This is a genomic window from Acholeplasma laidlawii PG-8A (genome assembly GCF_000018785.1).
In the GTDB taxonomy this organism is placed as follows: Bacteria; Bacillota_I; Bacilli_A; order Acholeplasmatales; family Acholeplasmataceae; genus Acholeplasma; species Acholeplasma laidlawii.
The window spans coordinates 649702-672796 of the sequence record NC_010163.1 but is presented as its reverse complement, the minus strand read 5'-3'; the positions used below and the strand labels follow the sequence as shown (position 1 = coordinate 672796).

The 23095-nt window shown below is 30.5% G+C and carries 25 protein-coding genes; all 25 read right to left on the bottom strand.

All coding sequences use genetic code 11. The features are described from left to right. Positions 1 to 7: 7 nt before the first annotated feature. Complete coding sequence (locus ACL_RS03215; protein ID WP_081423646.1) at positions 8 to 2353, bottom strand: ABC transporter permease; 2346 nt, start codon at positions 2351 to 2353, stop codon at positions 8 to 10. Then, entirely contained in the window at positions 2347 to 3042 is a 696-nt protein-coding gene (locus tag ACL_RS03210; RefSeq protein WP_012242590.1) for an ABC transporter ATP-binding protein, read from the bottom strand. The genes ACL_RS03215 and ACL_RS03210 overlap by 7 nt, the downstream gene beginning before the upstream one ends. A 1-nt stretch (position 3043) precedes the next feature. Then, the gene (locus tag ACL_RS03205; RefSeq protein ID WP_012242589.1) at positions 3044 to 3466 is read right to left on the bottom strand and encodes a MarR family winged helix-turn-helix transcriptional regulator; all 423 of its coding nucleotides are present in this window, start codon (positions 3464 to 3466) and stop codon (positions 3044 to 3046) included. A 150-nt stretch (positions 3467 to 3616) separates the two neighbouring features. Then, positions 3617 to 5062: a sodium/glutamate symporter family protein gene (locus ACL_RS03200; RefSeq protein ID WP_012242588.1), complete on the bottom strand. Its 1446-nt coding sequence runs from the start codon at positions 5060 to 5062 to the stop codon at positions 3617 to 3619. Beyond that, on the bottom strand, positions 5034 to 6257 hold the full coding sequence (locus ACL_RS03195; protein WP_041633937.1) for a lysophospholipid acyltransferase family protein: 1224 nt from the start codon (positions 6255 to 6257) through the stop codon (positions 5034 to 5036). The genes ACL_RS03200 and ACL_RS03195 overlap by 29 nt, the downstream gene beginning before the upstream one ends. A 141-nt stretch (positions 6258 to 6398) precedes the next feature. After that, positions 6399 to 7112, bottom strand: coding sequence for an HAD family hydrolase (locus ACL_RS03190; RefSeq protein WP_012242586.1), 714 nt, complete (start codon positions 7110 to 7112; stop codon positions 6399 to 6401). Positions 7113 to 7704: 592 nt separating this feature from the next. Next, positions 7705 to 8178 (bottom strand): hypothetical protein, encoded by a 474-nt coding sequence (locus ACL_RS03185; RefSeq protein ID WP_012242585.1) that lies wholly within the window; start codon positions 8176 to 8178, stop codon positions 7705 to 7707. An 886-nt stretch (positions 8179 to 9064) separates the two neighbouring features. Then, positions 9065 to 10072, bottom strand: a complete 1008-nt coding sequence (locus ACL_RS03180; RefSeq protein WP_012242584.1) for a ribonuclease III domain-containing protein — start codon at positions 10070 to 10072, stop codon at positions 9065 to 9067. Positions 10073 to 10165: 93 nt separating this feature from the next. Then, entirely contained in the window at positions 10166 to 10846 is a 681-nt protein-coding gene (locus ACL_RS03175; RefSeq protein ID WP_012242583.1) for a hypothetical protein, read from the bottom strand. Positions 10847 to 10939: 93 nt separating this feature from the next. Next, the gene (locus ACL_RS03170; protein ID WP_012242582.1) at positions 10940 to 11449 is read right to left on the bottom strand and encodes a hypothetical protein; all 510 of its coding nucleotides are present in this window, start codon (positions 11447 to 11449) and stop codon (positions 10940 to 10942) included. A gap of 86 nt (positions 11450 to 11535) precedes the next feature. Beyond that, positions 11536 to 12828, bottom strand: coding sequence for an McrC family protein (locus tag ACL_RS03165; RefSeq protein WP_041633933.1), 1293 nt, complete (start codon positions 12826 to 12828; stop codon positions 11536 to 11538). Positions 12829 to 12847: 19 nt separating this feature from the next. Continuing rightward, positions 12848 to 15292, bottom strand: coding sequence for an McrB family protein (locus ACL_RS07520; RefSeq protein ID WP_012242580.1), 2445 nt, complete (start codon positions 15290 to 15292; stop codon positions 12848 to 12850). Positions 15293 to 15414: 122 nt separating this feature from the next. Continuing rightward, entirely contained in the window at positions 15415 to 16230 is an 816-nt protein-coding gene (locus ACL_RS03155) for a S1 family peptidase (RefSeq protein ID WP_012242579.1), read from the bottom strand. Positions 16231 to 16366: 136 nt separating this feature from the next. Further along, on the bottom strand, positions 16367 to 17041 hold the full coding sequence (locus ACL_RS07230) for a recombinase zinc ribbon domain-containing protein (protein ID WP_049751946.1): 675 nt from the start codon (positions 17039 to 17041) through the stop codon (positions 16367 to 16369). A gap of 110 nt (positions 17042 to 17151) precedes the next feature. Next, positions 17152 to 17361 carry a recombinase family protein gene (locus tag ACL_RS07405; RefSeq protein WP_269460508.1) on the bottom strand — a complete coding sequence of 70 codons (210 nt, stop codon included), beginning with the start codon at positions 17359 to 17361 and terminating at the stop codon, positions 17152 to 17154. Further along, complete coding sequence (locus tag ACL_RS03145) at positions 17361 to 17573, bottom strand: hypothetical protein (protein WP_012242578.1); 213 nt, start codon at positions 17571 to 17573, stop codon at positions 17361 to 17363. Before ACL_RS03145 ends, ACL_RS07405 begins: the two co-directional genes overlap by 1 nt. Before the next feature lie 242 nt (positions 17574 to 17815). Continuing rightward, the gene (locus tag ACL_RS03140; RefSeq protein WP_012242577.1) at positions 17816 to 18139 is read right to left on the bottom strand and encodes a phage holin, LLH family; all 324 of its coding nucleotides are present in this window, start codon (positions 18137 to 18139) and stop codon (positions 17816 to 17818) included. After that, positions 18132 to 18560 carry a phage holin family protein gene (locus ACL_RS03135; RefSeq protein WP_012242576.1) on the bottom strand — a complete coding sequence of 143 codons (429 nt, stop codon included), beginning with the start codon at positions 18558 to 18560 and terminating at the stop codon, positions 18132 to 18134. The genes ACL_RS03140 and ACL_RS03135 overlap by 8 nt, the downstream gene beginning before the upstream one ends. After that, entirely contained in the window at positions 18557 to 19210 is a 654-nt protein-coding gene (locus ACL_RS03130; RefSeq protein ID WP_012242575.1) for a hypothetical protein, read from the bottom strand. The genes ACL_RS03135 and ACL_RS03130 overlap by 4 nt, the downstream gene beginning before the upstream one ends. Further along, positions 19207 to 19509, bottom strand: coding sequence for a hypothetical protein (locus tag ACL_RS03125; protein ID WP_012242574.1), 303 nt, complete (start codon positions 19507 to 19509; stop codon positions 19207 to 19209). Before ACL_RS03125 ends, ACL_RS03130 begins: the two co-directional genes overlap by 4 nt. Positions 19510 to 19527: 18 nt before the next feature. Continuing rightward, a complete protein-coding gene (locus tag ACL_RS03120; protein WP_012242573.1) occupies positions 19528 to 19950 on the bottom strand; it encodes a hypothetical protein in 423 nt (140 codons plus the stop codon). Between the two features lies 1 nt (position 19951). Next, positions 19952 to 20497, bottom strand: coding sequence for a hypothetical protein (locus tag ACL_RS03115; protein WP_012242572.1), 546 nt, complete (start codon positions 20495 to 20497; stop codon positions 19952 to 19954). Next, complete coding sequence (locus ACL_RS03110) at positions 20497 to 21183, bottom strand: hypothetical protein (protein WP_012242571.1); 687 nt, start codon at positions 21181 to 21183, stop codon at positions 20497 to 20499. Before ACL_RS03110 ends, ACL_RS03115 begins: the two co-directional genes overlap by 1 nt. Before the next feature lie 13 nt (positions 21184 to 21196). Continuing rightward, entirely contained in the window at positions 21197 to 21976 is a 780-nt protein-coding gene (locus ACL_RS03105) for a hypothetical protein (RefSeq protein ID WP_012242570.1), read from the bottom strand. Further along, positions 21976 to 23094: a hypothetical protein gene (locus tag ACL_RS03100; protein WP_012242569.1), complete on the bottom strand. Its 1119-nt coding sequence runs from the start codon at positions 23092 to 23094 to the stop codon at positions 21976 to 21978. Before ACL_RS03100 ends, ACL_RS03105 begins: the two co-directional genes overlap by 1 nt. Position 23095: the final 1 nt, after the last annotated feature.

Here is a 23095-nt window from a genome sequence, read left to right as displayed (position 1 = left end):
AATTTGATTATTCGAAAGATTTTAAAGCTTCTAACATATCTATTTTTCTAATCTTAGGTATAGATGATACATAAACAATGAGTAAATAAACAATCGATAGTAACGCTGTATAAAGATAACTTAATAGATATATATCATTTTTTAGAATAATACCATCGACATTAATTTGACTGATAATAAAGTATTGAAGTGATCTACCTAATATAAGACCAATTAGGATGGCGACACTAGAAATCATGAATGTTTCTCTAAATATATAACCAGATACTTCTTTTTCATCGTAGCCGAGTACTTTAAGCGTTGCCATTTCTTTATGTCTAGTACTTATATTAATAAGCGTTAAATTATAGTTGATGATAATAGACAAGACACTGGCAAAAATAACAAGTAATATAATAACACTATTCATACTCGATGAGGTTTGTTTAAATGATGCCATTAAATCATCTTTTGTTTGTACATGAACTACATTATCCAAATCATTGAGTGAGTTTTGAAGTTGATTCATGTCTAATTTACTAAAGTTTGGTAGTTTCAGATAAATTTTATTAAGATACAAACTGAATACATCTTCAATGAGCTCATTAGATATATAAATGTTGTTCCCAAAATAGTATGCTACAACACCAGTTACTGTAAAGTTAGATGTGACATCATTGACCTCTAAACTAATGAGGTCACCTACGTGGATATTATGATCTAATGCAAACTGTTTAGTCACAAATACACTATCTGATTTAAACTCAATTGATTTATCCTTTGTGTCTCTAAAACTTAAGAAATCATTCATTTCATCATAGGTTTCAGGCACAATCAGATTGATGTAATCTGTTTCATCAAAGTATGCTACCTGTATCATTAAATTAAGTTTGTCGTTTGCTTCTATTAAGGTAATGTTTGTCTCATTAGGAAGTACACCTAATTCCATATCAAAATTATACATTTGATTAAACTGTGCATCCCCTGATAGTTCCACAGCATCTTTAATACCAAAACCTGCTAATAAAAGAGCGGTAGAACCAGATATACCAACGAGCATTAAAAATAGATTTCTTTTTTGTCTAAAAATATTTCTAAATGTGGATTTATATTTAAACTTAAGTCGTTTCCAAATGAATGTAAACCGCTCTAATAAAATCTTTTTACCGGCTTTAGGGGATTTATGTCTAAGTAGGTTTGATGGTGCCTCTTTAAGGACATTTACCACACTAAAGTAGGTTACAATCAGAACTGATAAAATCATAGTTGATGAAATTAAGGTGATATACATGAAATGATACTCAATACTTAATGGTGGTAAGTTATAGGCAACTACATAAGCATTGTATGCAATAAATGGAATGGAATAGATTCCAATACCTATACCTAGTAAAACCCCAATACCAGATGCTAAGAGCACATAGAGGATATATTTAGTAATAATTTTTATTTTTGAATATCCAAGTGATCTTAAGGTACCAATTTGAATTCTTTGATCAGCAATAATACGTGTCATGGAAGACATTGTTACTAATACAGCAATTAAAAAGAAAAATAGTGGGAATATAATAGAAATGACTTCTACAATTTTGACATCTGAATTAAATTTAACAAAACTTTGATTTTGAAATCTTGTTGTAAATATATAATCAGGATAACTTTCTGTTAGAATCTCAATTCTATTATCAATAAAAGTTTGATAATCACCACTAAAACTATTATGTTGTTCAGTGCCTTTTAGTTTGATTGAAACATGTGTGTAGGTAGTCTCATCTAAAAAAGTTTGGTCAACATAAATCATAGATTCAATGGGTCTACCACTTAAAGGTGATATTTCTTGAACATATGCAAAATACCAAGGATGGTTTACAATACCAACAACTTCAAATGTTTTTCCTTGAACTGTTGTTGTAAATCCAATCGGTATATCTAATAAATAGGCTTGACTTTCTTCTACAACAACTTCTATAACATCACCATTGAGTTCAGGTAATCTACCTTCAACAAGGGTGAGCCTGTTCATGGTCACACCTTCTCTAAAATCTAGTAATACTATTCTAGACATATGATAAATATCATCTACTATGATGGGTTCATCTATCATAAAATACGGCATCACCTCTGATACTAAATAGTGGTTTGAAATATTTAAGATTTCTTCACTGGTAAAAGGTGTATGTTTTTGAATCACCACATCTGCGGTATTGGTATCTTTATAGAACTTATCAATCGTATGTCTCATATTCGGTGCAGTTGTAAGTAAACCAACTAAAAAAGCAACCCCAATAGCAACAATGAATACGATTGCTACAAACTTAGAGTATAACTTCTTAAAATCCCTTAAAATGAGTTTAGGATAAGCTTTCATTACCATTTAACCTCATGTATTTGTTTTGGTTTGGATTGATGTTTATTGGAAGCAACATGGCCATTTTTAACCGTGATAACTCTATCAGCAATTTCTGCGATTGCTTGATTGTGTGTCACGATAATGACAGTTTTATTAAAATTTTTAGAAGTATTGTAGAGTAATTCTAAAATTTGTTTACCGGTTTCTATATCTAGTGCACCCGTTGGCTCATCACAAAGCAGTATCTTAGGATTCTTAGCAATCGCACGTGCAATCGATACTCTTTGTTGTTCACCACCAGATAATTGAGAAGGGAAATTATGCATTCTATCCTTTAGGCCTACAGAAATGAGTACTTCTTTAGCATCTAAAGGATCTTTTCCTATTTCTGATGCAATTTCTACATTATCAAGTGCTGTAAGTTGAGGCATTAAATTATAAAACTGAAACACAAAGCCCACATCATGACGTCTATAATTGGTGAGCTGTTTTGAGTTGAATTTAGTAATATCCTTATCATCAATGATGATTTGACCTGAGCTTGCAACATCCATGCCACCTAATATATTAAGTATCGTTGTCTTACCTGCACCACTAGGTCCTAAAATGACGCATAATTCGCCTTCATTTACGCTAAAACTTACATTATCGTTTGCGATAATGACTTGTTCACCTAGAACATATTTTTTAGTAACATCGATCATTTTTACCATATTATTTCACCTCGAATGTTTTAACTTTATCAATTACAACTTCTAATAACATAATCAAAGCTTTCGATTCTTCTAAACCGATATAATCTAGCAAGGTATCAAAATAATTACTAATAAAATTAAATCGACCTTCAATATATGATGACCCTTTTGGCGTTAACTCTAAGTTATAGGATCTTGCATCTTCTTTGTTTACAATTACTGAGATATAGTCTTTTTTTCTTAGACTGTTCATGAGTGCAGTGACTCTACCTTTAGTAATCCCCAATGTCTCTGCCATGAGTTTAGGCGTTGTCGCTTCATTTACATAAAGTTTTAACAACATAGCGTCTTCACCATATAAAAACGGCGTTAAATGCTTCATCATGTCTAGTTTCGAAATTGTTTGTAACTGTTTTAAGAATACTTCTTTGGTTTCTTTCATATGCTTTTACCTACCATTAGTTTATAGTGTATACTATCATTATAGTCCAATTTACTAAAAGTCAAACAATTAAGTGAAATATTTTATAATCAAAAAAAAACACTATAACTTAAAGCTGAGCAAGTTATAGTGTTTTACTTCATTCAAAGGTTATTTTTTCTTTTCTTTAAGCATAAAATAATTGAATACAACAAAGAAAATTACTAGTGCTATAAAAGATATCCATAAATAATACCACTCTGGCATATAAATAATACCTGTAATAATTAATAATGGTGCACCAAACATAACAGCCGCTGATGATCCTGTAACCAAATCATCTGCTGCAGGTGTTTCAAAATTAGGATCTATTTCTCTTAAGAGTGCAATACCATTAGGTGCAGTACCAGTTAGGTTACCAAAGAGTGTAGCAAACGCTTGTATCGTGTAATCAGGATAAATTTTCTTAGTTGTATAACTTAAGTAATAATATGTTGCAAACACACCAACTGTAGTGATAATAAATAGCGTTAAGAGTAAGCCGGTATCCACTAATGCTTCAATATTAATGGACATCAGGGACGCTACAACCATAAAATCAAATAATACACCAGATAAACGGTTTAACATGTATTCATTCGTGTACTTTCTCTTCATCCAGCCTTTTTTAGTAATATATTTTAAACCTAATTTAAATACAATAGCAAATAACATAGCAAAAATGAAATTAAAACCCCAAACCAAACTTACCATACTTTGTTGAAAACTTGATGTATTACCAATCAGTTTTGTTAAAAGACTCATAAAGACCCAAGCCATAGCATAGACAACAAATATAAAAATGATTTGGATACTCATTTTATCGATTGCTTCGCTTACTGGAATTTCTTCAGAACCTTCAACCACCGTGCTTTCAAGTGTCTGACTAGCTTCTTGACTTGCGCGTTTAATTATACCCTCTTTGGCTCTTCGGTTAATATAGAAAATACCTACAGTAGATGCACAAATAAAGCCGATAGTTGATATAGCAAGACCAAATGCTTGGCCACCAACAAAACCATTTGCCTCAAAAATACCACCGATATTATTAGCTTGTCCCGGCCCTTGTCCAAACCCCATCGGTAATAATAGACCACTATAAGGTGCTACGGTTGTAAACACATAACCTAAAATGATCGTAAATACTAAACCAATAATACCTTGAAGTAAATATGTATTAACTATGAGAAGTCCAGTTTTTATAGGTTTTCCTTTATATTTTCTAGTCTTACTATCTTTAACAGTCTTTAACCCCATAGCAATGAACCCTAATGCGAGTGCATGGTAGGTAATTACTTGAAGATAATTATTAAAATCAATGACATTAGATTTTGCTGATACTAAAAAATCTGATGTATATGTTGTTGAAAAAAAGTTTACAATATCTGGTAAATAGTACCATAAGTATTTAACACCTAAACCTAAAAACCCTGCAATAATTGCAGTAGGAAATAAAAGATTTCTAAAAAACTTGACCTTTCTTCTTATAACGTTTCCAAACATCATCACGAGTGATAAAATTGCAAACCATAATATAAATGACCATGTATCAAATGCCGAAGTTAAAATGCTTGTCATCGATTGATATTCCTCCATCTTTAATATATTTATAATACTGATAGGTTAATACGTATTTATAGATACTAGAATAATCATCTAATCTCATCATGTAAGTCTCATTAGGTAAATAAATAATCACTTGATACTTACCTTGCATCACAATATTAATGACTTCATCAAATGAGAAATCTAAGGTATGATCACTACTTATAAGAGATAGTTTTTCTTTAAAGAGTTTTAATGTGTATTTTCCTAGTTTTTCTTTATGTGTAGCAAATGACTTTACTAATTGAACTTCTTCTTCAAGTAATAAAGATTCTTTAGTTTCCTTATAGTAATTAAAATAGGCTATTTTAACTAATCTTTCCATTTCAACTAAGGTATGTAACTGATTATCCTTATCTATTACTTTACCAGTAGGTAAATACGTTAATTCAAAATCACTATCATGTGATTTCAGTTTATCGCCTTTTGAGTATGTAACAAAAGGCTTGTTACTTACTAAATCCATAAAGATTAATTTTTCAAGACCATGCGCGATATGTTTCCCTTTATAAAGATGACCTGAAGTTTCTTGATCAGCATAGGCATCAACATATAGATGCTCTTCGATCTCATAAAATAAATCTTCATCTGACATTTCAAGATATGTTTCAGGCAGTATAATTTTCTTAATAAATGTCTCTGTTTTACCTTTTTTCTTATAAATTGCCCATCTTGGGTAACTTAAGTACATACCCTTAATATTCATAATAATAACGGGAATTTTAAGCATTTTAATCAGTTTAACTGTGGCAGGCATAATCTGTACCGTTTGGCCACTATAACTGGTATTCCCTTCAGGAAAAATACCTATTGAACCACCTTGTTGAACAATTCTTTTGGTTTTTCTAATTGTTTCCATATCTGAAACGGATTTAGATTTTTTAATCGGATTTACAATAAACTTAATAACTTTTGATAAGAAGCCTAAATTAAATACTTGCTCAGTAGCAATGTAGTATAGATGAAATGGGAATTGCATCCCCATGATCATAGGGTCAATATTAACTGTATGATTGGCTAAAACAATAAAAGGACCCTTTTTATTTAAAGCCTTATATTTTTTAAAGGATAACTTGTATTTGATCACTATATATATTCTAACAAAGGGTACAATGAGTCTTGTTAAGACTTGATGCCTTAATCTCACTTCTTTGGGTGTTTTCTTCATTGATAATTCCATTTCTATTTTATAGACTTATTTTATATTACCAAAACTTTATAAAATATTATGCTATTTGACTTCAAAAACAACCCCAATGATGCATAAATCGCTAAGATTTATCATAATTGGAGTTGTTTTAAGTTGGGATTAAATTTCTTTTTTTACAATGGATTCTATAGAATCAACAATTCTTAATCGGTAGGTATCCAGTCTAGGATCATGATTGTTCATTAAATAACCATCAAATTCAATAAGCATCTCAACATCATTTTCACTATCACCTGCAGCAACTATTGTGTAGTCTTCTTGAATATGTTTTAGTAAATCTAGTATAGCTACAGCCTTATTTGTCTTAGATGAAATAATTTCTACATAATCATAAGATGTACCAGCAACGACATATGTTTTAAATTCTTCATGGGTGTATGTATTAACTGATTGTTGAATCTCATAACAGATATCACCTTTATTAAAGGTATAGGTCATTTTAATGACTTGATTAAGTTGAGATAATATTTCACTATTCATGAACTCATCTATATACATTTGAGATTGTAAACTCGCATGATACGGTTCTAGTAATTTGTTAACACCTTTTACTAGATTTAAATCCATCATATATGAACCTATGATATGCTCATTTTTATCTATTATTAATGCACCACTAGATAAGATTAGATAGTCATAGTCAATATTAAATTTCTCTACTTCTTTCATAAAACTTACATAACTTCTTCCTGTTGCAATAACAAGTAAATGCCCCTTTTTTCGTGCACTATTCATAAGTTTTATGTTGTTTTGAAGTTCTTCATTATTCCTGTAGTAAGTCCCATCATAATCAAAAACAAACATTTTTTTCATTGTAAAACCTCTTTTTTATATTGTCATCACGCATAAATGATTGATCATAGACCATTATATCTTAAATGAACATATATTCAAAATTTATGTGTTCTTTTAGCAATTCAATACATATTTATAATAGAAAAAGATGTATCAATTAAGAAGTTTTTGTTTTTATAGACTAATAACCTTCGCACCAAAAACTAAAAAGTTTATTTGAATGATTGAAATCTCTTTTAAAATACGATACGGTGAATTCATTAGGGAGTATAAGCTTACAAAAGCAGAATTTTAGTTTAAGTTTGTATTGAAATAATTAGATATGATTATCTATAATTTTCTCTAAATTATATTTCACCTATCGATATAGAAAAACAGCCATATTACTATGCGATATGGCTGTTTATTTATACACTTTGTAATTTACTATGTTATTTTAACTCGAGAAGAACGATATTTTCTATATACTTAGTCTGTTTGTGATTACTCTAAATACCATATGAAAACCTCTGATACTTGACCCTGATAATAAAATCTCACAATGTATATCTTAATCTTATTTGTGGCTTTATTACCATTTCTCATAGACAAATCCTCTTTAATATGTTTCTTATTTAACTTTGATATCAACTTCTACACTAGTTGTCTTACCAATAAAACTTTTGGTTACTTCTATGACAAGGTTTTTTTGGAAATATGCAAGTCCAGTTGTTGTTCCGTGCTGAACAAGTAAAACTTTAATAATATTATCATCAACTTGCACTCCATCAATTGTTATAAGGGGTTCTACATCGCCAGAAACCCCAAAGACATAAATTATTAGTGCCTTATTCTTAAAATAACCTTTATCATATCGCTCCCATATTGCCAATCCATTTTCCCACTCAATCTCATACTCATTAAATAAGGAAACTAATTCATCGTATTCCTTAATTAGTAAGGGTTCAATGTTAATTCCCGGACTTGAGAATGTTCCACCAAAATCAACTTCCTTATACATACTGTTTTCACATCCAGCTAATAATCCTAAACATAAAATCAAGACTCCCCCTATTATAAACCTTGATAAAAATAGTTTTTTCATATTTCCTCAAAACTCCTATTCTATTTTTGTTGCATATTTTGTATATTTATCTTATCTTTTAGATACTTATCACGTTTATAACTATAGAACATATTAAAAACTGTTACTATGTCAAGACATTTGTTAACTATACATCTTACATCATCTCCCTTTCTACAAATATATGTTAATTCATACTTAATGCCTGGAAAAACATCTCGATATTATATCCCTACTGTATCATATAATCCAATATAAGTTATGAAATAATATAATTTGATTTGTTATGCTCACTTTCCATATCACAAATATTGATAAGTCCTTCACACAAAGACCAGTTGCAGAGGGTACATTTACTGATCCAATCCATCATATTAAAATCAAATTCAAATTTATTATTCCATAACCTATTAAAAATATTCTAATCACGCAAAACGCTCTCACAATACATTAGAAAAATAGACTTAATAAAAAAAGGTTGGAAATATGAATTTCCAGCCTAAATCTTATAGATAAATAGTTTTTATAGTTTATTTGATAGCTTTACATAGACATTTTTAATTCAAGTAATACAATACTTTCAACGTGCGTTGATGCGACCGAATTGCTTGCAAAATCAACCTTGTGTGTATCAAAGTAACATCAAAATCGGCAAAAATATGTTTACCTTTACATACTCAAAAACTGTCTATAATACCAAAGTAACATATTTACTGGTTTTTCCACTAGATCACCAGGTACAATTACAATGTTTGATTCCTTCATCAAAAGAGTGATTTATAGGGTTCAAGTCCCCATTACTCGACTGTGTTGGGTGACCTATTTTAATACAATTACGCACCCCTACTAAAATTTGCGCACCCCTATTAAAATTTACGCACCCCTAATTTTCGGCTTAACAAGTGGCTCAAGCCGTTTCTTTATAATTTAATTTTCTTAAAAGCTCCAAGATACTATCGTCCATTTGGAAACGTGGTTCAATTAAAGAGTTGATGCAGATTAGTGCACATATATTTCCAGCATTTTTTTTATTGGTATCAGTGTACAATGTTCGCATACCGTCAACCATATATGTCGCTTTCCAAGTTCCATCTTCATTCTTCTTATATTCTTTTGAAAGGTTGGAACAATAGCCTAATTTTTGGATTTTTTGAAGATAGCTCCAACCGTTATTTTGATCTAAGCCTACTAAAAAATCTTTAATGGTTATTTCATCTTTATTATCTGTAATTTTTTTCATGGCAAGTATGGAAGCTTCAAACAATGAATCTATTTTACTATTATCTATAGCACTTACTTCATAGTTACCAAATCGCAAAGTTGTCTTATACTGTATGTTGTTATCATTCTTAATTTCTTCTACATTTTCTTTTAATTTATTTGATGAAGTACATCTAATTTTACACCATTGTTTCAATTTTAAATAATAATTAAATTTTAAGGACCCTATATAAGCACGAGGCATTAACAAATAATCTACTATTTCATATATTTCCTTTTCTTCATAATGAGAATCGATTGCGATAGCCCCCACAATGCTTTCTAATAAGTCACTTTTGAAAGATGAAGGTATTTGTTTTGAGTTGTCGGATCTTAAAAAACGATCAAGACCAAAATCGTCTATTTTTGCGGCTAAATTTTTATTTTCTACTATTAAGCTTTTTAATTCTGTCAACTCACCCTCAGAATATTGAGAATTCAATCCGTAATTATCTGCATTAAACAAATTATTATTAAACATTTGAATAATTACATAATTAATTACAGTATCTCCGATGAACTCTAATATCTCAGAATCGCGATTGTTATTTTTTTCTCTTTCAGAACTTCGAGTAAAGGCTTGAATTAATAAATTTTTATTTGTAAAAGTATAGCCTAAAATATCTTCTATTTCTTTAATGTCTTTTTCTTTCATTTTTCAACCGCCTTTCCATAACTTTCTGGAAGTAGATAAAACTCTTTGAGCACTTCTGTTGCTACCACTTCGATACTATGCCTTTACGAAGACCTATTTTGACAATTCGGAAATGATTTCAAAAATAATAAATCCCTTTTTACTTACAAGATGCTTTTTAAATTCATCGTTTACTTTACAATCATCAATTACACTTTCCATTTCATTACTCAATGAAGTGTTAAACTGATTCTTTATATAAGATTTTCCCTTTTCATAATTTGTCTCAATTTGTTCATTAATTATTAAATAATCATTCTTAGTATCAAACTCTTTTTCTGGAAAGAGCTCAATATTTGTATAAGAATCTTCAATTTTCTTGTCAAAACACTTTTTATTTAATAGATCAGAAAATTTATAGACGGTATAGACGAAAGCTGCTGCATATCCTGTTGCTTCAGCCTCAAAAGGATATTTATAAAGCATCATCATGTGTTGTTTTCCTACATATTTTAGTCTATCTTCATCCGAGTATCCCATTTCATAACCCTTACTTTTTTGATATGCATGCCAACACTCATGAAACAGTTTATAGAGAATAATTTTACCATCTTCGGTTTCATTTAACCACAACTGATCCATACTATCACCGTCTTTAGAACTTCTAAACATTGTCTTATCAATTCCTAGAAATTTGACACTATAAGAATCGATCTTATGATAACTTGGTCTATTATCTTCATTTAAATCTATGAAATCCATTATTCTTTCTGATATCGTTTGCCAATTAATCATATATCCATCCCAACTTTTCTTAAAACTAATTTAATATCAAAAAATGAATTGATGCTACTCATTTGTAACTCCCTCTGGCAAGTGCCACTTTATTTACAGATTTATTTGAGTTATTCCTATAATTTCAAATGTCTTAATCTTTTCATTGACTTTCTTTTTAATTAAATCCGGTATTACTGTTTTTAGATCAAATTCTTTCTTGACGATCCAATGAGCAAATGCGATCGCATCAATTTCTATTTCTTGTGTTAAGTAGCTTTGATCATCTATTCCATTATTCTTTCCTGAAGGCATAATATAACAGTTAATTTCAGATTCCCATGCTTTTATAGTTTCAGCTGATTCTCTAGTTTTCGTTCTAATGCAATAACCCTGGTAGGCATGACGCATTTCATGGAACACAGTAATAATAACCTCTATCCATTGACTTCTATTAACCCACTCCTCATTAAATATAATCTCGTTTTCACCAAATGAATAAATACCTGTAATTTCTTTGTTTGGCAATTTTGATTGTTCTATTATATATAATTCGGGTATTGGGAAGTCCAGAATCTTTGAAACTATTTGAGTACCTATATCAATTATTTTTTCATTATTCATTTAATCTTCACATCCTTTTCTTTGATTATGTGAAGAGAATAACATATAGCAATAATTAAATATAATTTTTTTTGAATTCCAGAAAATCATATCATTTTGTCCGTAATGTATTTAAGACTATCATCAACATTTAACAAATCAATGAATAGTAACTGAACAGAAATCCCTTCACTTCTAAATTCGATTCCATCTATAGCGTATTTACTCATTTCTGGGTTCAAAGGATAAATAACGAATACTTTTTTTGATTCATACTTCTTAGCGTATGCATACATTTGATACATATCTGCTTGTGAAACACCATAGTTCTTACGTTCATCATCTATTAGTATTTTCCACTTCGTATCCAGTATGATTGTTTCGTCATTTTCTTTAGTTATAACTATATCAGGTCTAAGTGAAAACTTGGATGGTTCATCGAATAAATAAAAGCCTTTGTCTTGTGTTGATATACTCCAGTCTTTATCACGCAAGTGTTTTTTTAACTCTGAAGCAACATACGATTCAAATATCTTCTCCATTGGGAATAATAAAGCTCTTGCTGTAGTACTTCCAGAAAAAGTAGTAAAACTTCTGTTATATAAAAACACCTTTGACCATATCATAATTGTTTCGTATTCTTTATTACCTCTATTAATTGTAACCTTAGAAAAATCACTATCAAAGTTGGTAGATGGTTCTATTAGTTCAAAACTATTTAACAGGTTTTGTATTTCTTTGACATTTTCTATATAATTCGACAATTTTTGCAGCTTTAACAGTGTACTTTTAATTAGTCTATTCTCTGGTCTATTAGTCGTATATTCGTCATAAGCAACAAAAAATCTCTCTTTATGGACATTGTTATATCGTTGTTGCTCTTTTACTTTTAATTTTCCTTTATAAACCTTCAGATTATCTTCCTTAGTTTCATAAAAAGACTTGATACCTGTCTTAACCAAATGTCTCACTTCTTGAATGTACATGCTAATAAAAATCTCATAAAGATTCATACGATCAACATTTAAGCTTGCAGAATTAAAAACCTTACCTGAAAACTCTTTAAGACTTCTGAGCATCTTAATAAAGACTTGCTTAGCAATAGTCTCATATTCACCTTCAAAAGAAAGCTTGGGTAATACTTCTATTTGAGTTCCATCATTCATTTGAATCAAACCGACATAATTTCTTATGGTAATAACATCACCATAGTTTCGCTTATATCCAACTCGCATAAAATCAAGAGCATCAGCTTCATGCATTTCGGTGTTAAACTCTTCTATGAAAAGCTTTAAATTATCAAAAGTATCAGATGGCAAAGTTTTAACTATCATTCCATCTTTTTTATTATCTAAGTTAATAATTTCATCATATTCTCTAACAATCAGAGGCTTTTTCACTGAGTTCACCACCTATCTATTATTTTATTTGTTTGTAACTTTCTATTTTGTCAAATGCCTTTTTATTTATCTCATATCTATACTCTGGAAGAGCATTCATATCAGCACCATTTTTACCTTTGAAAATATTTGCTTCATTTTTTATTTGTTTGATAAATTTAAATGATTCATCAGTTTTTTCATTATCACCAAGCACCCATTGGATTTTTTCATAGTCCTCATAGAAGTACTCTTGTAATAAAGGAATTATTTTATTTTTAAATATGTGAGCTAGATCACCTAGTTCCAACTTTTTGTCCATAAAAAATGCATGTCCAATAGTATGTTCTCTATCATATAAAACTTCAATTCTTTTGTTAATTGCTGTCAACATCTCAGATATTTTCAATCCATCAACTTCTGCTTTAATAAGTTCTGGTTCTGGCATCATCTCTTCAAATGCAAATCTTCTTCTTAATGCTGTATCCATTAAAGCAATCGATCTGTCAGCAGTGTTCATTGTACCTAGAATGTGAACATTATTTGGAACTGTAAATGGTTTTTTAGAGTATGGTAATGTAATACTCATTTCTTCTTTTTCACCTTTACGTTTTGTATCTTCAATTAAGGTGATTAATTCTCCAAATATTTTAGAAATATTGCCTCGGTTAATTTCGTCAATAATAAACACTTTTTTATTGCCCTTATTTTGTTTATTCATATAATTTTTCTTGAAATAATTAAATACTTTTTCAAAATAATCTTTTTGCGTGTTATCAACTTCTTGACCTAAATAGATTTTTTTTGCATTTTCTCTTGTAAATGGAACCCCGTTTGCATAAGGAAGATCAATATTTCCGTTGCCATTTACGCTTAAAACTGTATCTTTTTTGTGTTCGTCAGCGTTAGGGAGAATATCTCCCCATTTAACTTTTCCATTCTTAACATCTAAGACAAAGGAATCCCAAAGACTATCAAAGGATTCATTCGCACAAAAAGCTTTAAAAACTCCTGCTTTAACTCGATAAGTAATTTGGTCAGAGCCATTTTTAATTTCAGGATATAAACCTTCAATAAAGTCTTCATAACCATAGGATTGATGGAACGTTGTAAATTTAACTCTGTTTTCTAACACTAACTCATCATATCTTTTCAAAACATCGTCATAGTTTCGATTTTTTACTTCATCTAAATCAAGATCATCGCAAATAGCAACAGCATATATCTTAGTGTTATATGTTTTACCTGTCCCTGGAGGACCATATAATATTAAGTTCTTATCAAAGTTCTTATTCATTGAAATTTTCTCCTCCTCATTAGAGTCTTCGCTTGAATCTTCTTGATTAACATTAGAATCTATACAATCAACTTTGTAATCCCAAATTAATCTATTTACAATATCCGTATTCAAATTTACAATTTGTGGGTCTTGACTAATTAAATAGTTAGTAAGAATGATGCTTTTTGCAATACTATCATCGCTATTTATGTTCAGCCCTATCTTCACTAATATCTTAGACAATTCTCTTTGTGATGGCAAACCATATAAAGCTACATCATTTCTATATAGTCTAAGTACATTGAACTTTATAATATTTGCTCTAAATTTCAATACATTTAGTGTTTGATAATTATTAATATTAAAGTTCGTTATAAAATAGTGTAATTCTCTCTTGAATTCATCAAACTTTAAATTAACAGATCCGAACGTTTCATATGCACTACTTACTGTACTTAAAACTTCATACCCATTATTCTTAGGATAAAATAATTTGTTTGGATTTATACCTAAATTTCCCGAACATATGTTAGAAGTTTTATTTTCAATATAATTTGTGAATGAATCTTTATTCCCGTTTTTACTATAATCATCTAAGGTTATATTCAACAAATTGTTTAACGGGAATGCATTAAGAAAATCCACTCTTTCTTTATCCATTACTCCTAAAAATTTATTAAGATAACTTGTATAATTAGCCTTTATATAATTAATTAGTGAACCACAAGGTAATTGTTTTTTATATGTCATTAACATTTCTGTTAAATCAGTGCTAATAGATTCTCCATTAGCTACTACTGAATTTGCAACATCAAAGGTTTTATACACATAACTGTCACCATATCTATCTACTCTTTCACCAAAATATTCTTGAACAGTTTGATAATTTTCTCTTATTAAATCATTCCATTTAAAATTATATTTCAAACTATCCTTATTATTTTTTTCCTCTTTAACACCAAATGATAGAACTAATTTGTTTTGCTTTTTGTAATACAAAAAAACCGGAGCATCTTCTTTATAGTCAGTAAATCTGCTAATAGAAAACCACGGTATGTTAGCGACATTTGTAACTCCAAAAGATACAGTTACATGAAAATTGCCAATAATATCTCTATTATTATTTGTAATTTGAGTCTCTATTTCTTTTGTTTTTAAATTATTAGTGTCTGCTAATTGTATAAACCTATTAATATCATTAATCATTATAAAAGCCCTCTCATTTAATTCATTTTTAAATCTTGTTTACTTACCGTTCTCATTTAGATATATTCTAGCACATTACATAGTAACTACGCTAATGATGTCTATATTTTTAGCTTATTTTACTAGATTATTCTTAATAAAAAATCAATTACTAATTTGGATGAAACCGCAAACCCCTCAGGGTTTTCTTCGCTGCGATTCCCTCCATAGTTTATTCCAACTATTTTTAAATCGAAATTCAAAATCATCCCTCCGCTTGATCCAGCATTTGTCTTACTACTATGAATTATCGAGTTAAATTCATTAGTTTTAATATTTCCGTATCTATCCTCAACTCTTGTTTTGTTATATCTTATAACTTTACCAACAGAAATAACATTCTTTTCACCGAGTGGGTTTCCGATTGCTATGATATTGTCACCAACCCCAATCTCACCATACACAATATTCAAAACAGTCAGTTCTACTTCGTTTTTATAAAAAACCAAAACCGCTAAATCCAAGTCATAGTTAAAGCTTCCTTCATAAACAAAGGCGTTATATTTATTATTAAAATAGTCATATACTTCAATAATATGATTCTCAAAGTCTTGATGTTTATCAACAACGTGCGCGTTAGTTAGTGCATAATAGAATGACTCTGTTTCAAAAAAAATAACTCCACTTCCAGTGTAATTGTCCTTCTTTGAAAAAAACCATTTATCATTATATGAAATGTTGGATATATAAATATTTGCTTGCTGTGCAGAAAGCAACGATTCCTCAGTTATATTATCAAAGTCGATAATTGTTGATTGAGTAAAATCATCGAAGATGATCTCATTTATGGAATAGTCTTCTTTGTCAGGAATTATAAAGTCAAAATCAAGGTTAGATTGACAACTACTTAAAAAAAATCCACTGATAACGATTAAAATTATAGTATATATTTTTTTCAATTTAACCCTCCTTATTTAAAATTAAATAGCCTGAAATGTTTCAAAAATAACTATTGATAAAAACCGGATTTTTATAGTTATAGTTTAACATATTCAGGCACTTAAATCATTATAAATATTTATTTTCTATTGCTACCTATTTAATCTCCAACCCATTGTGAAACTTAAATGTAACACTTGAATCTCTATGAACTGTTGCGCTTTCAACTATTAACATCCATATCATTTCATTCCAATATTTTATCTGGTGATCAGAGTTTTCAAGGCTTGAAATGAATGCTCTAAGCTTTATGGCTTTTGCTTGTTTGCTATTCTTTTGTTTTAATAGTTCTTCATGTCTAAGTCTTAATTTTTCATAACGTTCTGATAACTCTTCGTATCTTTTGTTGTACTCCCCGAATTGAATATCTGTCTTTGAGTTTTCCTTAACCAGTTTACTAACAAGCTCTGAAACAATTGTAATCTCTTCATTAATTTTTACAATCTCATCATCAATTTTGATAGTGTCGGTTAGTAAGCCAATAACTTCTTTTGAATCGTCAATAATTCTTCTTTTATCTCCCATCGTTAAATTATACGCTTCAATGAACTTAGTCTTTACTGTTTCCTCACTCAAGTGTGGAGTTTGGCATTTGTCTTTTCCTTTATCAAACTTGTTGTTGCATTGATAAACAATCTTCTCGTGCATACTTCCTGAGTGCCATTTTTTCTTTCCATAAAAACCACCGCAGTCTTCGCATACAAGTTTTGAAGAGAATAAGTTACTACCAGAATATTTAGGTCCAAGTACACTCCTTCTTTTTAGTTCCAACTGTACAAGTTCCCAAGTGTTTTTATCAATGATTGCTGGATGACTATTCTCAACATAATATTGAAGAATTTGGCCCGTATTTTTAACTACTGATTTTTCTAAGAAATCATCTATAAAGTCTTTTGAAGTAGTGCATCACCTTTATACTTTTCATTACTTAGAATTGATGTTATTGTGTTTTTGGTCCAATTAGTGTTTTTGCCAGAAGGTGTTTTAACATGAAGTTTTTTTAAGTAAGTGGCTATGCCGGTTGCAGTTTTTCCTTCAACTAAAAACATTCTATAAATGCGTCTAACTATTTCTGCTTCGTCTTCAACTATTAAAATTTTATCATTTTCTTTTTGGCTTTAATTGATTTGATTTTTGAACCACAATGTTTACAAACCTCTTGATCTAATTTTGATTCATTATGCTTTGAACAGATATATCTTGCTGAACTAACTGTGATTGATAATTCTTTTGCTATCCTTTTATAGACATAGCCTTTTTTCTGTAATTCTTCTACATTGAGTTTTAGTTGTTCTCTATTCATCTAAAACACCTCCTCAATGGTTAATGGCATCTTTTTTGATTTTGCCAATAAAAAATGAAAAAACCTCATAAAAGGATAATTTTTCCTAGTATGAGGTCTAATGTAGTATGCAGTTTAAATAGAGATAAAACAAAAAGAGTAGCATAACAATCGGAGTGGTTACCGACATGTTATGCTACATGTTTATTTTATCAAAATTATGTGTTTTAGTCAATATTTAACGGCTTAATTAGGCTGTCAAATTACAATTTATTTGACTTATTAATTTGGTTAGAAACATCGATAATTGATTCAATAATGCCTTCTATAGTATCGAGATCAATTGCGATCTTCTGATCAGTCAGAAACTGATTTATACTTGAGATCACGTATTTCTTCTTTTGATCGCCTTTAGTGTAATTCTTTTCTGCATCAATACAGAGCTTCTTGATTTGTTCTTCAACTTTGATAAAAGTTTCATAGTATACTTTTGCTTTAGAGTTTCTTTTTGACCAGTAACCTAATCCGATAGATACGAGTGAAAGTATCACACTGATAATTGTGGTAATTAATTCTGTATTATTCATCTTTCTTATCCTCACCTTTACTTAGCACTTCAAGTGCGTTTTTAATCATTCTTGGAACTGGTAATCCTGCAAGGGTTGAATTTTCTAAGATACTTACACCTTCCATAGATATGAAAGCAATAACGGCTCCATCCCTTACAAGATTAGTACCTAAAACAATGTCTAGTTGTTCAGCTAAAGCAACTAAAAAGAGAATGAATATTTTCTTGGCCAGTCCTTTAATACCTGCTTCACTACTCACTCTGCCGCTCTTTGTTTTGCTACTCTTTTTAAATACGATTGCTAAGATTAAACCAGATAGAAAATCAATAATCATGAAGATTATGAGTGCAATTAACAATTTATCAAATCCTCCAAATAGGTATGAGGCTAAGGAACCTAAAGATCCTACAATTGTTAATATCAAGTATTTAACTTTCACTTTCTCAAACCTTCTCTAATTGTAATTATTTCATCAAGATATGTTTTTAACTGGTTTAAGTGGTCAGGTGTGTTTAAGTCCTTATCCCAGTTTTTCTTATGTTCAAATACTTTGTTTAACCATACCTCATTTAGGTTCACATCATATTTTCCAGTTTCTAAGTATTTCTCTAAAATACCTCTAATTCTTATAATGTGATAACTTCTTTTAACTATGACTTTTTCAACATTGACCAGTTGATTAAAATACTCAATGACTGCATCCAAGTATTGAGGTAAAACATCTTCAAACTTTAAAGCTATGATACTGTTGTATTCTGTTTGATAACTTGGATTAACATAGATTAGATTCTCAGTCATATTGATCACATCATCAGCATGAATTAGATTATATAGCGGCAACGTATCATTCATAGACTGTCTTTGTAAAAAGTTCTCATAACCATAAGCGAATATATCAACACCTTCAATTGAAGCATGAATAATTCCATTGAAGTTATTTAATACAACGGTCAAGTCAGTATCGGACTTCTTTTGTTTTGTCTTGTAGTTATCTGAACCGCAATAATAAATAAACATGACTTCATTCATAGCAAACATATTAACTACGATTTCAGTTAACTTGCTATCACTAAACTTTCTAGGCATCATACATCCCCCTCAACATCTAAATCATCTATCGATTGTTCAAAACCCTCAACATTTTCTTTTAACCATAGGTAAGCAATACCTCTTGGATCCTCGTTGATGAATAAATCAAAATCAACTTCGGGCACTTCAATATCTACTACTTCTAAGGGTTCACAATTATCAAACCTTTTATCCTTTGAAATGTAAGATGCTACACAAAGTAAAATCTTTCGATTACGGTAGTTGATATTGATGCCAATGATACGGTGATAACTAACATCAACACCAACCCTTGATTGTAAGTTTTTAATTATTGCCATTTTTAATTCCTCCTTATATTAAGAGCCAAACACTTTGACTCCATTAACTGTTTCATTTGTTATTTGACTCCCATTTAGTGAGCTTGCTGTTACTTTACTTCCATTTAGTGTAATGAGTTCAGTTGCACTGGATGAACCTGTGATTGTAATTGCTCTTCTTGTCGTTCCTGGTGCCTTATAAAATATTTCAACATAGTAAGTTCCCGGACTAACTCCTGAAAATGAAACGCTATAAGCCATGCCACTTTGTAAGTCGTTAATATCATCATAATAAAGTGACTTAATATAGGATCCACCAGAAAGTGCGTCATACAAACTTAAAGAAAAACCAGGAAGTGAAACGCCACTGCCTGATAAAGTAAAATTGATACTTAATCCAATGTTTCCAGTATTTGCAGCTGTTGTTGGACTAATACTGTGAATAGTTAAGGTATAAGCCATATTAATTAACCAGCCAAATGCGCTCTAAATAGATGGTAGTTGTCGTATTTGTTGTCCATGCAATCGATGTACCACTAAAGTTACCAATCAAATGCTTAACATACCCAACTGTCATTGTATTTGATGCAATACTTGAAACATAAGCCTTGAAAGAGTGTGTTTTAAAGTACTGGCCATCGAATGTTGTCCATGAGTATAGTCTGTCATAAGTTGCACTTGCTGTTGTCGTTGAATTGGTCCCCATTCGACCATAAACAATATGCGTTTCATAAGTATCAGAACTTGTGACAACTCTAACTTCAAAAGTTAGTATTTTATCATACAAATTTATAGTTCTATTCAGTGTTATATTATTGGATGTAATGGTTGATGGTATAAATCCCGTTCCTTCATATAAAAGTGTAAAACCACCACCAACCTTAATGACACTACTATTTCCTCTAATATATAGCTCATTATTTAAAGTATCAAAGCCCATCTCACCAACTTGAGTCAAATGGCTTGTGGTTGGAACCGATGTGCCTCTTTTAACTCTGATGATTGCCATTAGTACGTTCCACCATCAATAATAGATGTTGGCGTTAGTACTTTTGTTTTATCAATACCGATATAATAGAATGTTTTTACTGGATTATAGTTTGTGTCTTGAATACTATGTAGTACTAATCCATTATCAAGAACTGAAGCATCGAATGATGCCTTTGTCGTATCGAATTTAGCTCCTACACCTTGCATCAAACTAACATTTCTCACATTAGCAATCTTTGTACGTTGATCATCTGTTAAGTGTAAGTTACTTGATTCATGGGCACTATAAGTACTTGCCGCAACACCACCAAGCTCAGCTAAAGTAATGACAACTGCACCTGTCTTAGAGTTAACACTTGTCACAGGACTCACAGCCGGAATAATCGATGTTGGAAGTTTTCCATCTGCACCAATTAACGGTACTGTTCCATTTGTTGTACCTGTATTCTTTTTAGATGCTGTTCCAAGTCCAAGTGCTGTAATCTTTGCATCCATTGTTGCTTCCGCATTAGCTTTACTTGCAAACTCGATATAGTCATTGGTTGTTAATGGATTGGCACTTGATCCCGTTTTATCTGCTTTTGAGATATATAAATTCGTGCCATTTAAGTCAATTAATGGTTCACCGGCTTTAATCGTACCTGCAGTACCTACAATTGGTCCTGTACCGGTGGATGTTCTTCTTTTAATTTGTATAACTGCCATTTTAAGTTCCTCCTCAGAAACGATATATGATGACTCGATTAATTACGTGAGCTGTTGAGCCACATGTAAATGTTGTATTGCCATTCTGATATGAAATAAACATCGTGTAAGTCACGCCATTATATGTATAACCAACTGAAGTACTGGATCCTAACACTTCAAAAATCAAAGGTCCTGGTATGTTCACAATTGTTCCATTACTTAATACAATCATGATGAATGCACGCAATAAATCATTTGAATAATAATTACTTATCCTATAAACACCTTGAGAAATATATGTTGGAGTGTGAACATTTGGTGTCGTTTGATTCCTGATTTTCTGCTCAAGATTATAGACAAGACTATCAGCATTCAATAAAGTTTGTCTATTAAATGTATTGTTTAAAGCGACCGATGTTGTTGTCTTAGTGTATGCACATAGTGCAAATTCATATTGACCTTGACCGCTACTTAAATCATTCTGGACGAGATTTGGATAAGTTGATGCTTGCTCTTTCGTGTAAATTGAAACTTCGTTATTAGTTAAATCCACATTTAGAACCACATACCCTAAGCGATTAGCGTTTGGTGTAACAGTGACTTGCGTATTATTTTCAATATAGATTAACCTACCTTGAACCATGACATATCCATCCTCAAATGTAATGGTGTTATTGGCAAGCGTATAAAATACGCTACCTCTACTGCCTAAAAGCACGCCAGTACCAACTGAAAATATAAAGTCATTTAAATCTGCATCATGTTTTGATGTGACGCTTGACCCATCAAACGTTATTTTTTGTATTCCCATTAAAACTCTCCTCCATCTAAATCAGAATAACCACTATTATTGACTGTGATATTTCCGACCTTACTATTGACGTTCTTGCTTAATATTTGAATTTTCTCAGTGAGTTTCAAACGATACTCACCGAGTGTGATAGTTGCTACTTCGAATGTATTTGAATATTTGATTCCAGTAACTAATGAATCATAACGTTTGCCTTTATAGATAAACTCCACAAAATCACCAATATCTAACGTTCTTAAGACATCTAATGAGTGATTCTTTTTTTGGATCATAAAACTAATTTGGTGATCTGTTTTATCAACGCTAAGAACTGAGCGCACTTTTGTATCTAAATCTAGAAAATCATTATCTGAGTAAGTTTCAACTTTTGATATGACTTTCGGATACCTTAAAGGACTTGTATTGTCTTTTGTTATGGTGCCATCCGTTAATAGATAATAAATAACAACATCCTTAAAGAATAAGTTACTTGTCTTTGGATAATATATTGCTTTATTTGTGCTTTCTTTACTAGAATCGTTAATAATTAAATCCTCTAAGATGAGGTTATCAGCTTTAATCTTCAATCCTCTTGTTACATTAACAATTCTGATTAAAATACCACTAAAACTACCCGCATTAAATATCACTTCATGTTTGATATACACACCATACATCCGGTTTGCTAATTCCAATAATTCATAAATACTCATGACTTTATCAGCATCAAAAACAAAACTACCCAGCTTCGATGTTTCCACACTAATGCTTAGGTAGTTTAAGTTTTGCTTGGTATCACTGTTTTGAAGATATGTTTTTCTTATGATTTCTTCTATGTATGCTGCTATATTTCCGTTGAAACTTTCGACTAATACTTCAACTTTAAATAACTCTTTAAAGTCAACACTAGCAACAACAAGATGCGTTTTCTCATCTTCGATGTTTTCTACAATTCCAAAGTATCCATTATCTTCTTTCACATAAACATAATCACCAACTGTAACATTCAACTTGCTCTTGTTAATCTTGAAATGTGATTTTTGAGTAATAACGATGTCATGTATAATTTCAAAATCATCACCAATATAGGCATGATCTTTATAAGTAAAATTCAAGTGATCTAATATAATCAAGTCCATA

Coding starts and splice junctions, on each gene's coding strand:
- ACL_RS03215 (WP_081423646.1), bottom strand. CDS start 2,353: ATGGTAATGAAAGCTTATCCTAAACTCATTTTAAGGGATTTTAAGAAG.
- ACL_RS03210 (WP_012242590.1), bottom strand. CDS start 3,042: ATGGTAAAAATGATCGATGTTACTAAAAAATATGTTCTAGGTGAACAA.
- ACL_RS03205 (WP_012242589.1), bottom strand. CDS start 3,466: ATGAAAGAAACCAAAGAAGTATTCTTAAAACAGTTACAAACAATTTCG.
- ACL_RS03200 (WP_012242588.1), bottom strand. CDS start 5,062: ATGACAAGCATTTTAACTTCGGCATTTGATACATGGTCATTTATATTA.
- ACL_RS03195 (WP_041633937.1), bottom strand. CDS start 6,257: ATGAAGAAAACACCCAAAGAAGTGAGATTAAGGCATCAAGTCTTAACA.
- ACL_RS03190 (WP_012242586.1), bottom strand. CDS start 7,112: ATGAAAAAAATGTTTGTTTTTGATTATGATGGGACTTACTACAGGAAT.
- ACL_RS03185 (WP_012242585.1), bottom strand. CDS start 8,178: ATGAAAAAACTATTTTTATCAAGGTTTATAATAGGGGGAGTCTTGATT.
- ACL_RS03180 (WP_012242584.1), bottom strand. CDS start 10,072: ATGAAAGAAAAAGACATTAAAGAAATAGAAGATATTTTAGGCTATACT.
- ACL_RS03175 (WP_012242583.1), bottom strand. CDS start 10,846: ATGATTAATTGGCAAACGATATCAGAAAGAATAATGGATTTCATAGAT.
- ACL_RS03170 (WP_012242582.1), bottom strand. CDS start 11,449: ATGAATAATGAAAAAATAATTGATATAGGTACTCAAATAGTTTCAAAG.
- ACL_RS07520 (WP_012242580.1), bottom strand. CDS start 15,292: ATGATTAATGATATTAATAGGTTTATACAATTAGCAGACACTAATAAT.
- ACL_RS03145 (WP_012242578.1), bottom strand. CDS start 17,573: ATGAATAGAGAACAACTAAAACTCAATGTAGAAGAATTACAGAAAAAA.
- ACL_RS03140 (WP_012242577.1), bottom strand. CDS start 18,139: ATGAATAATACAGAATTAATTACCACAATTATCAGTGTGATACTTTCA.
- ACL_RS03130 (WP_012242575.1), bottom strand. CDS start 19,210: ATGATGCCTAGAAAGTTTAGTGATAGCAAGTTAACTGAAATCGTAGTT.
- ACL_RS03125 (WP_012242574.1), bottom strand. CDS start 19,509: ATGGCAATAATTAAAAACTTACAATCAAGGGTTGGTGTTGATGTTAGT.
- ACL_RS03120 (WP_012242573.1), bottom strand. CDS start 19,950: ATGGCTTATACCTTAACTATTCACAGTATTAGTCCAACAACAGCTGCA.
- ACL_RS03115 (WP_012242572.1), bottom strand. CDS start 20,497: ATGGCAATCATCAGAGTTAAAAGAGGCACATCGGTTCCAACCACAAGC.
- ACL_RS03110 (WP_012242571.1), bottom strand. CDS start 21,183: ATGGCAGTTATACAAATTAAAAGAAGAACATCCACCGGTACAGGACCA.
- ACL_RS03105 (WP_012242570.1), bottom strand. CDS start 21,976: ATGGGAATACAAAAAATAACGTTTGATGGGTCAAGCGTCACATCAAAA.
- ACL_RS03100 (WP_012242569.1), bottom strand. CDS start 23,094: ATGGACTTGATTATATTAGATCACTTGAATTTTACTTATAAAGATCAT.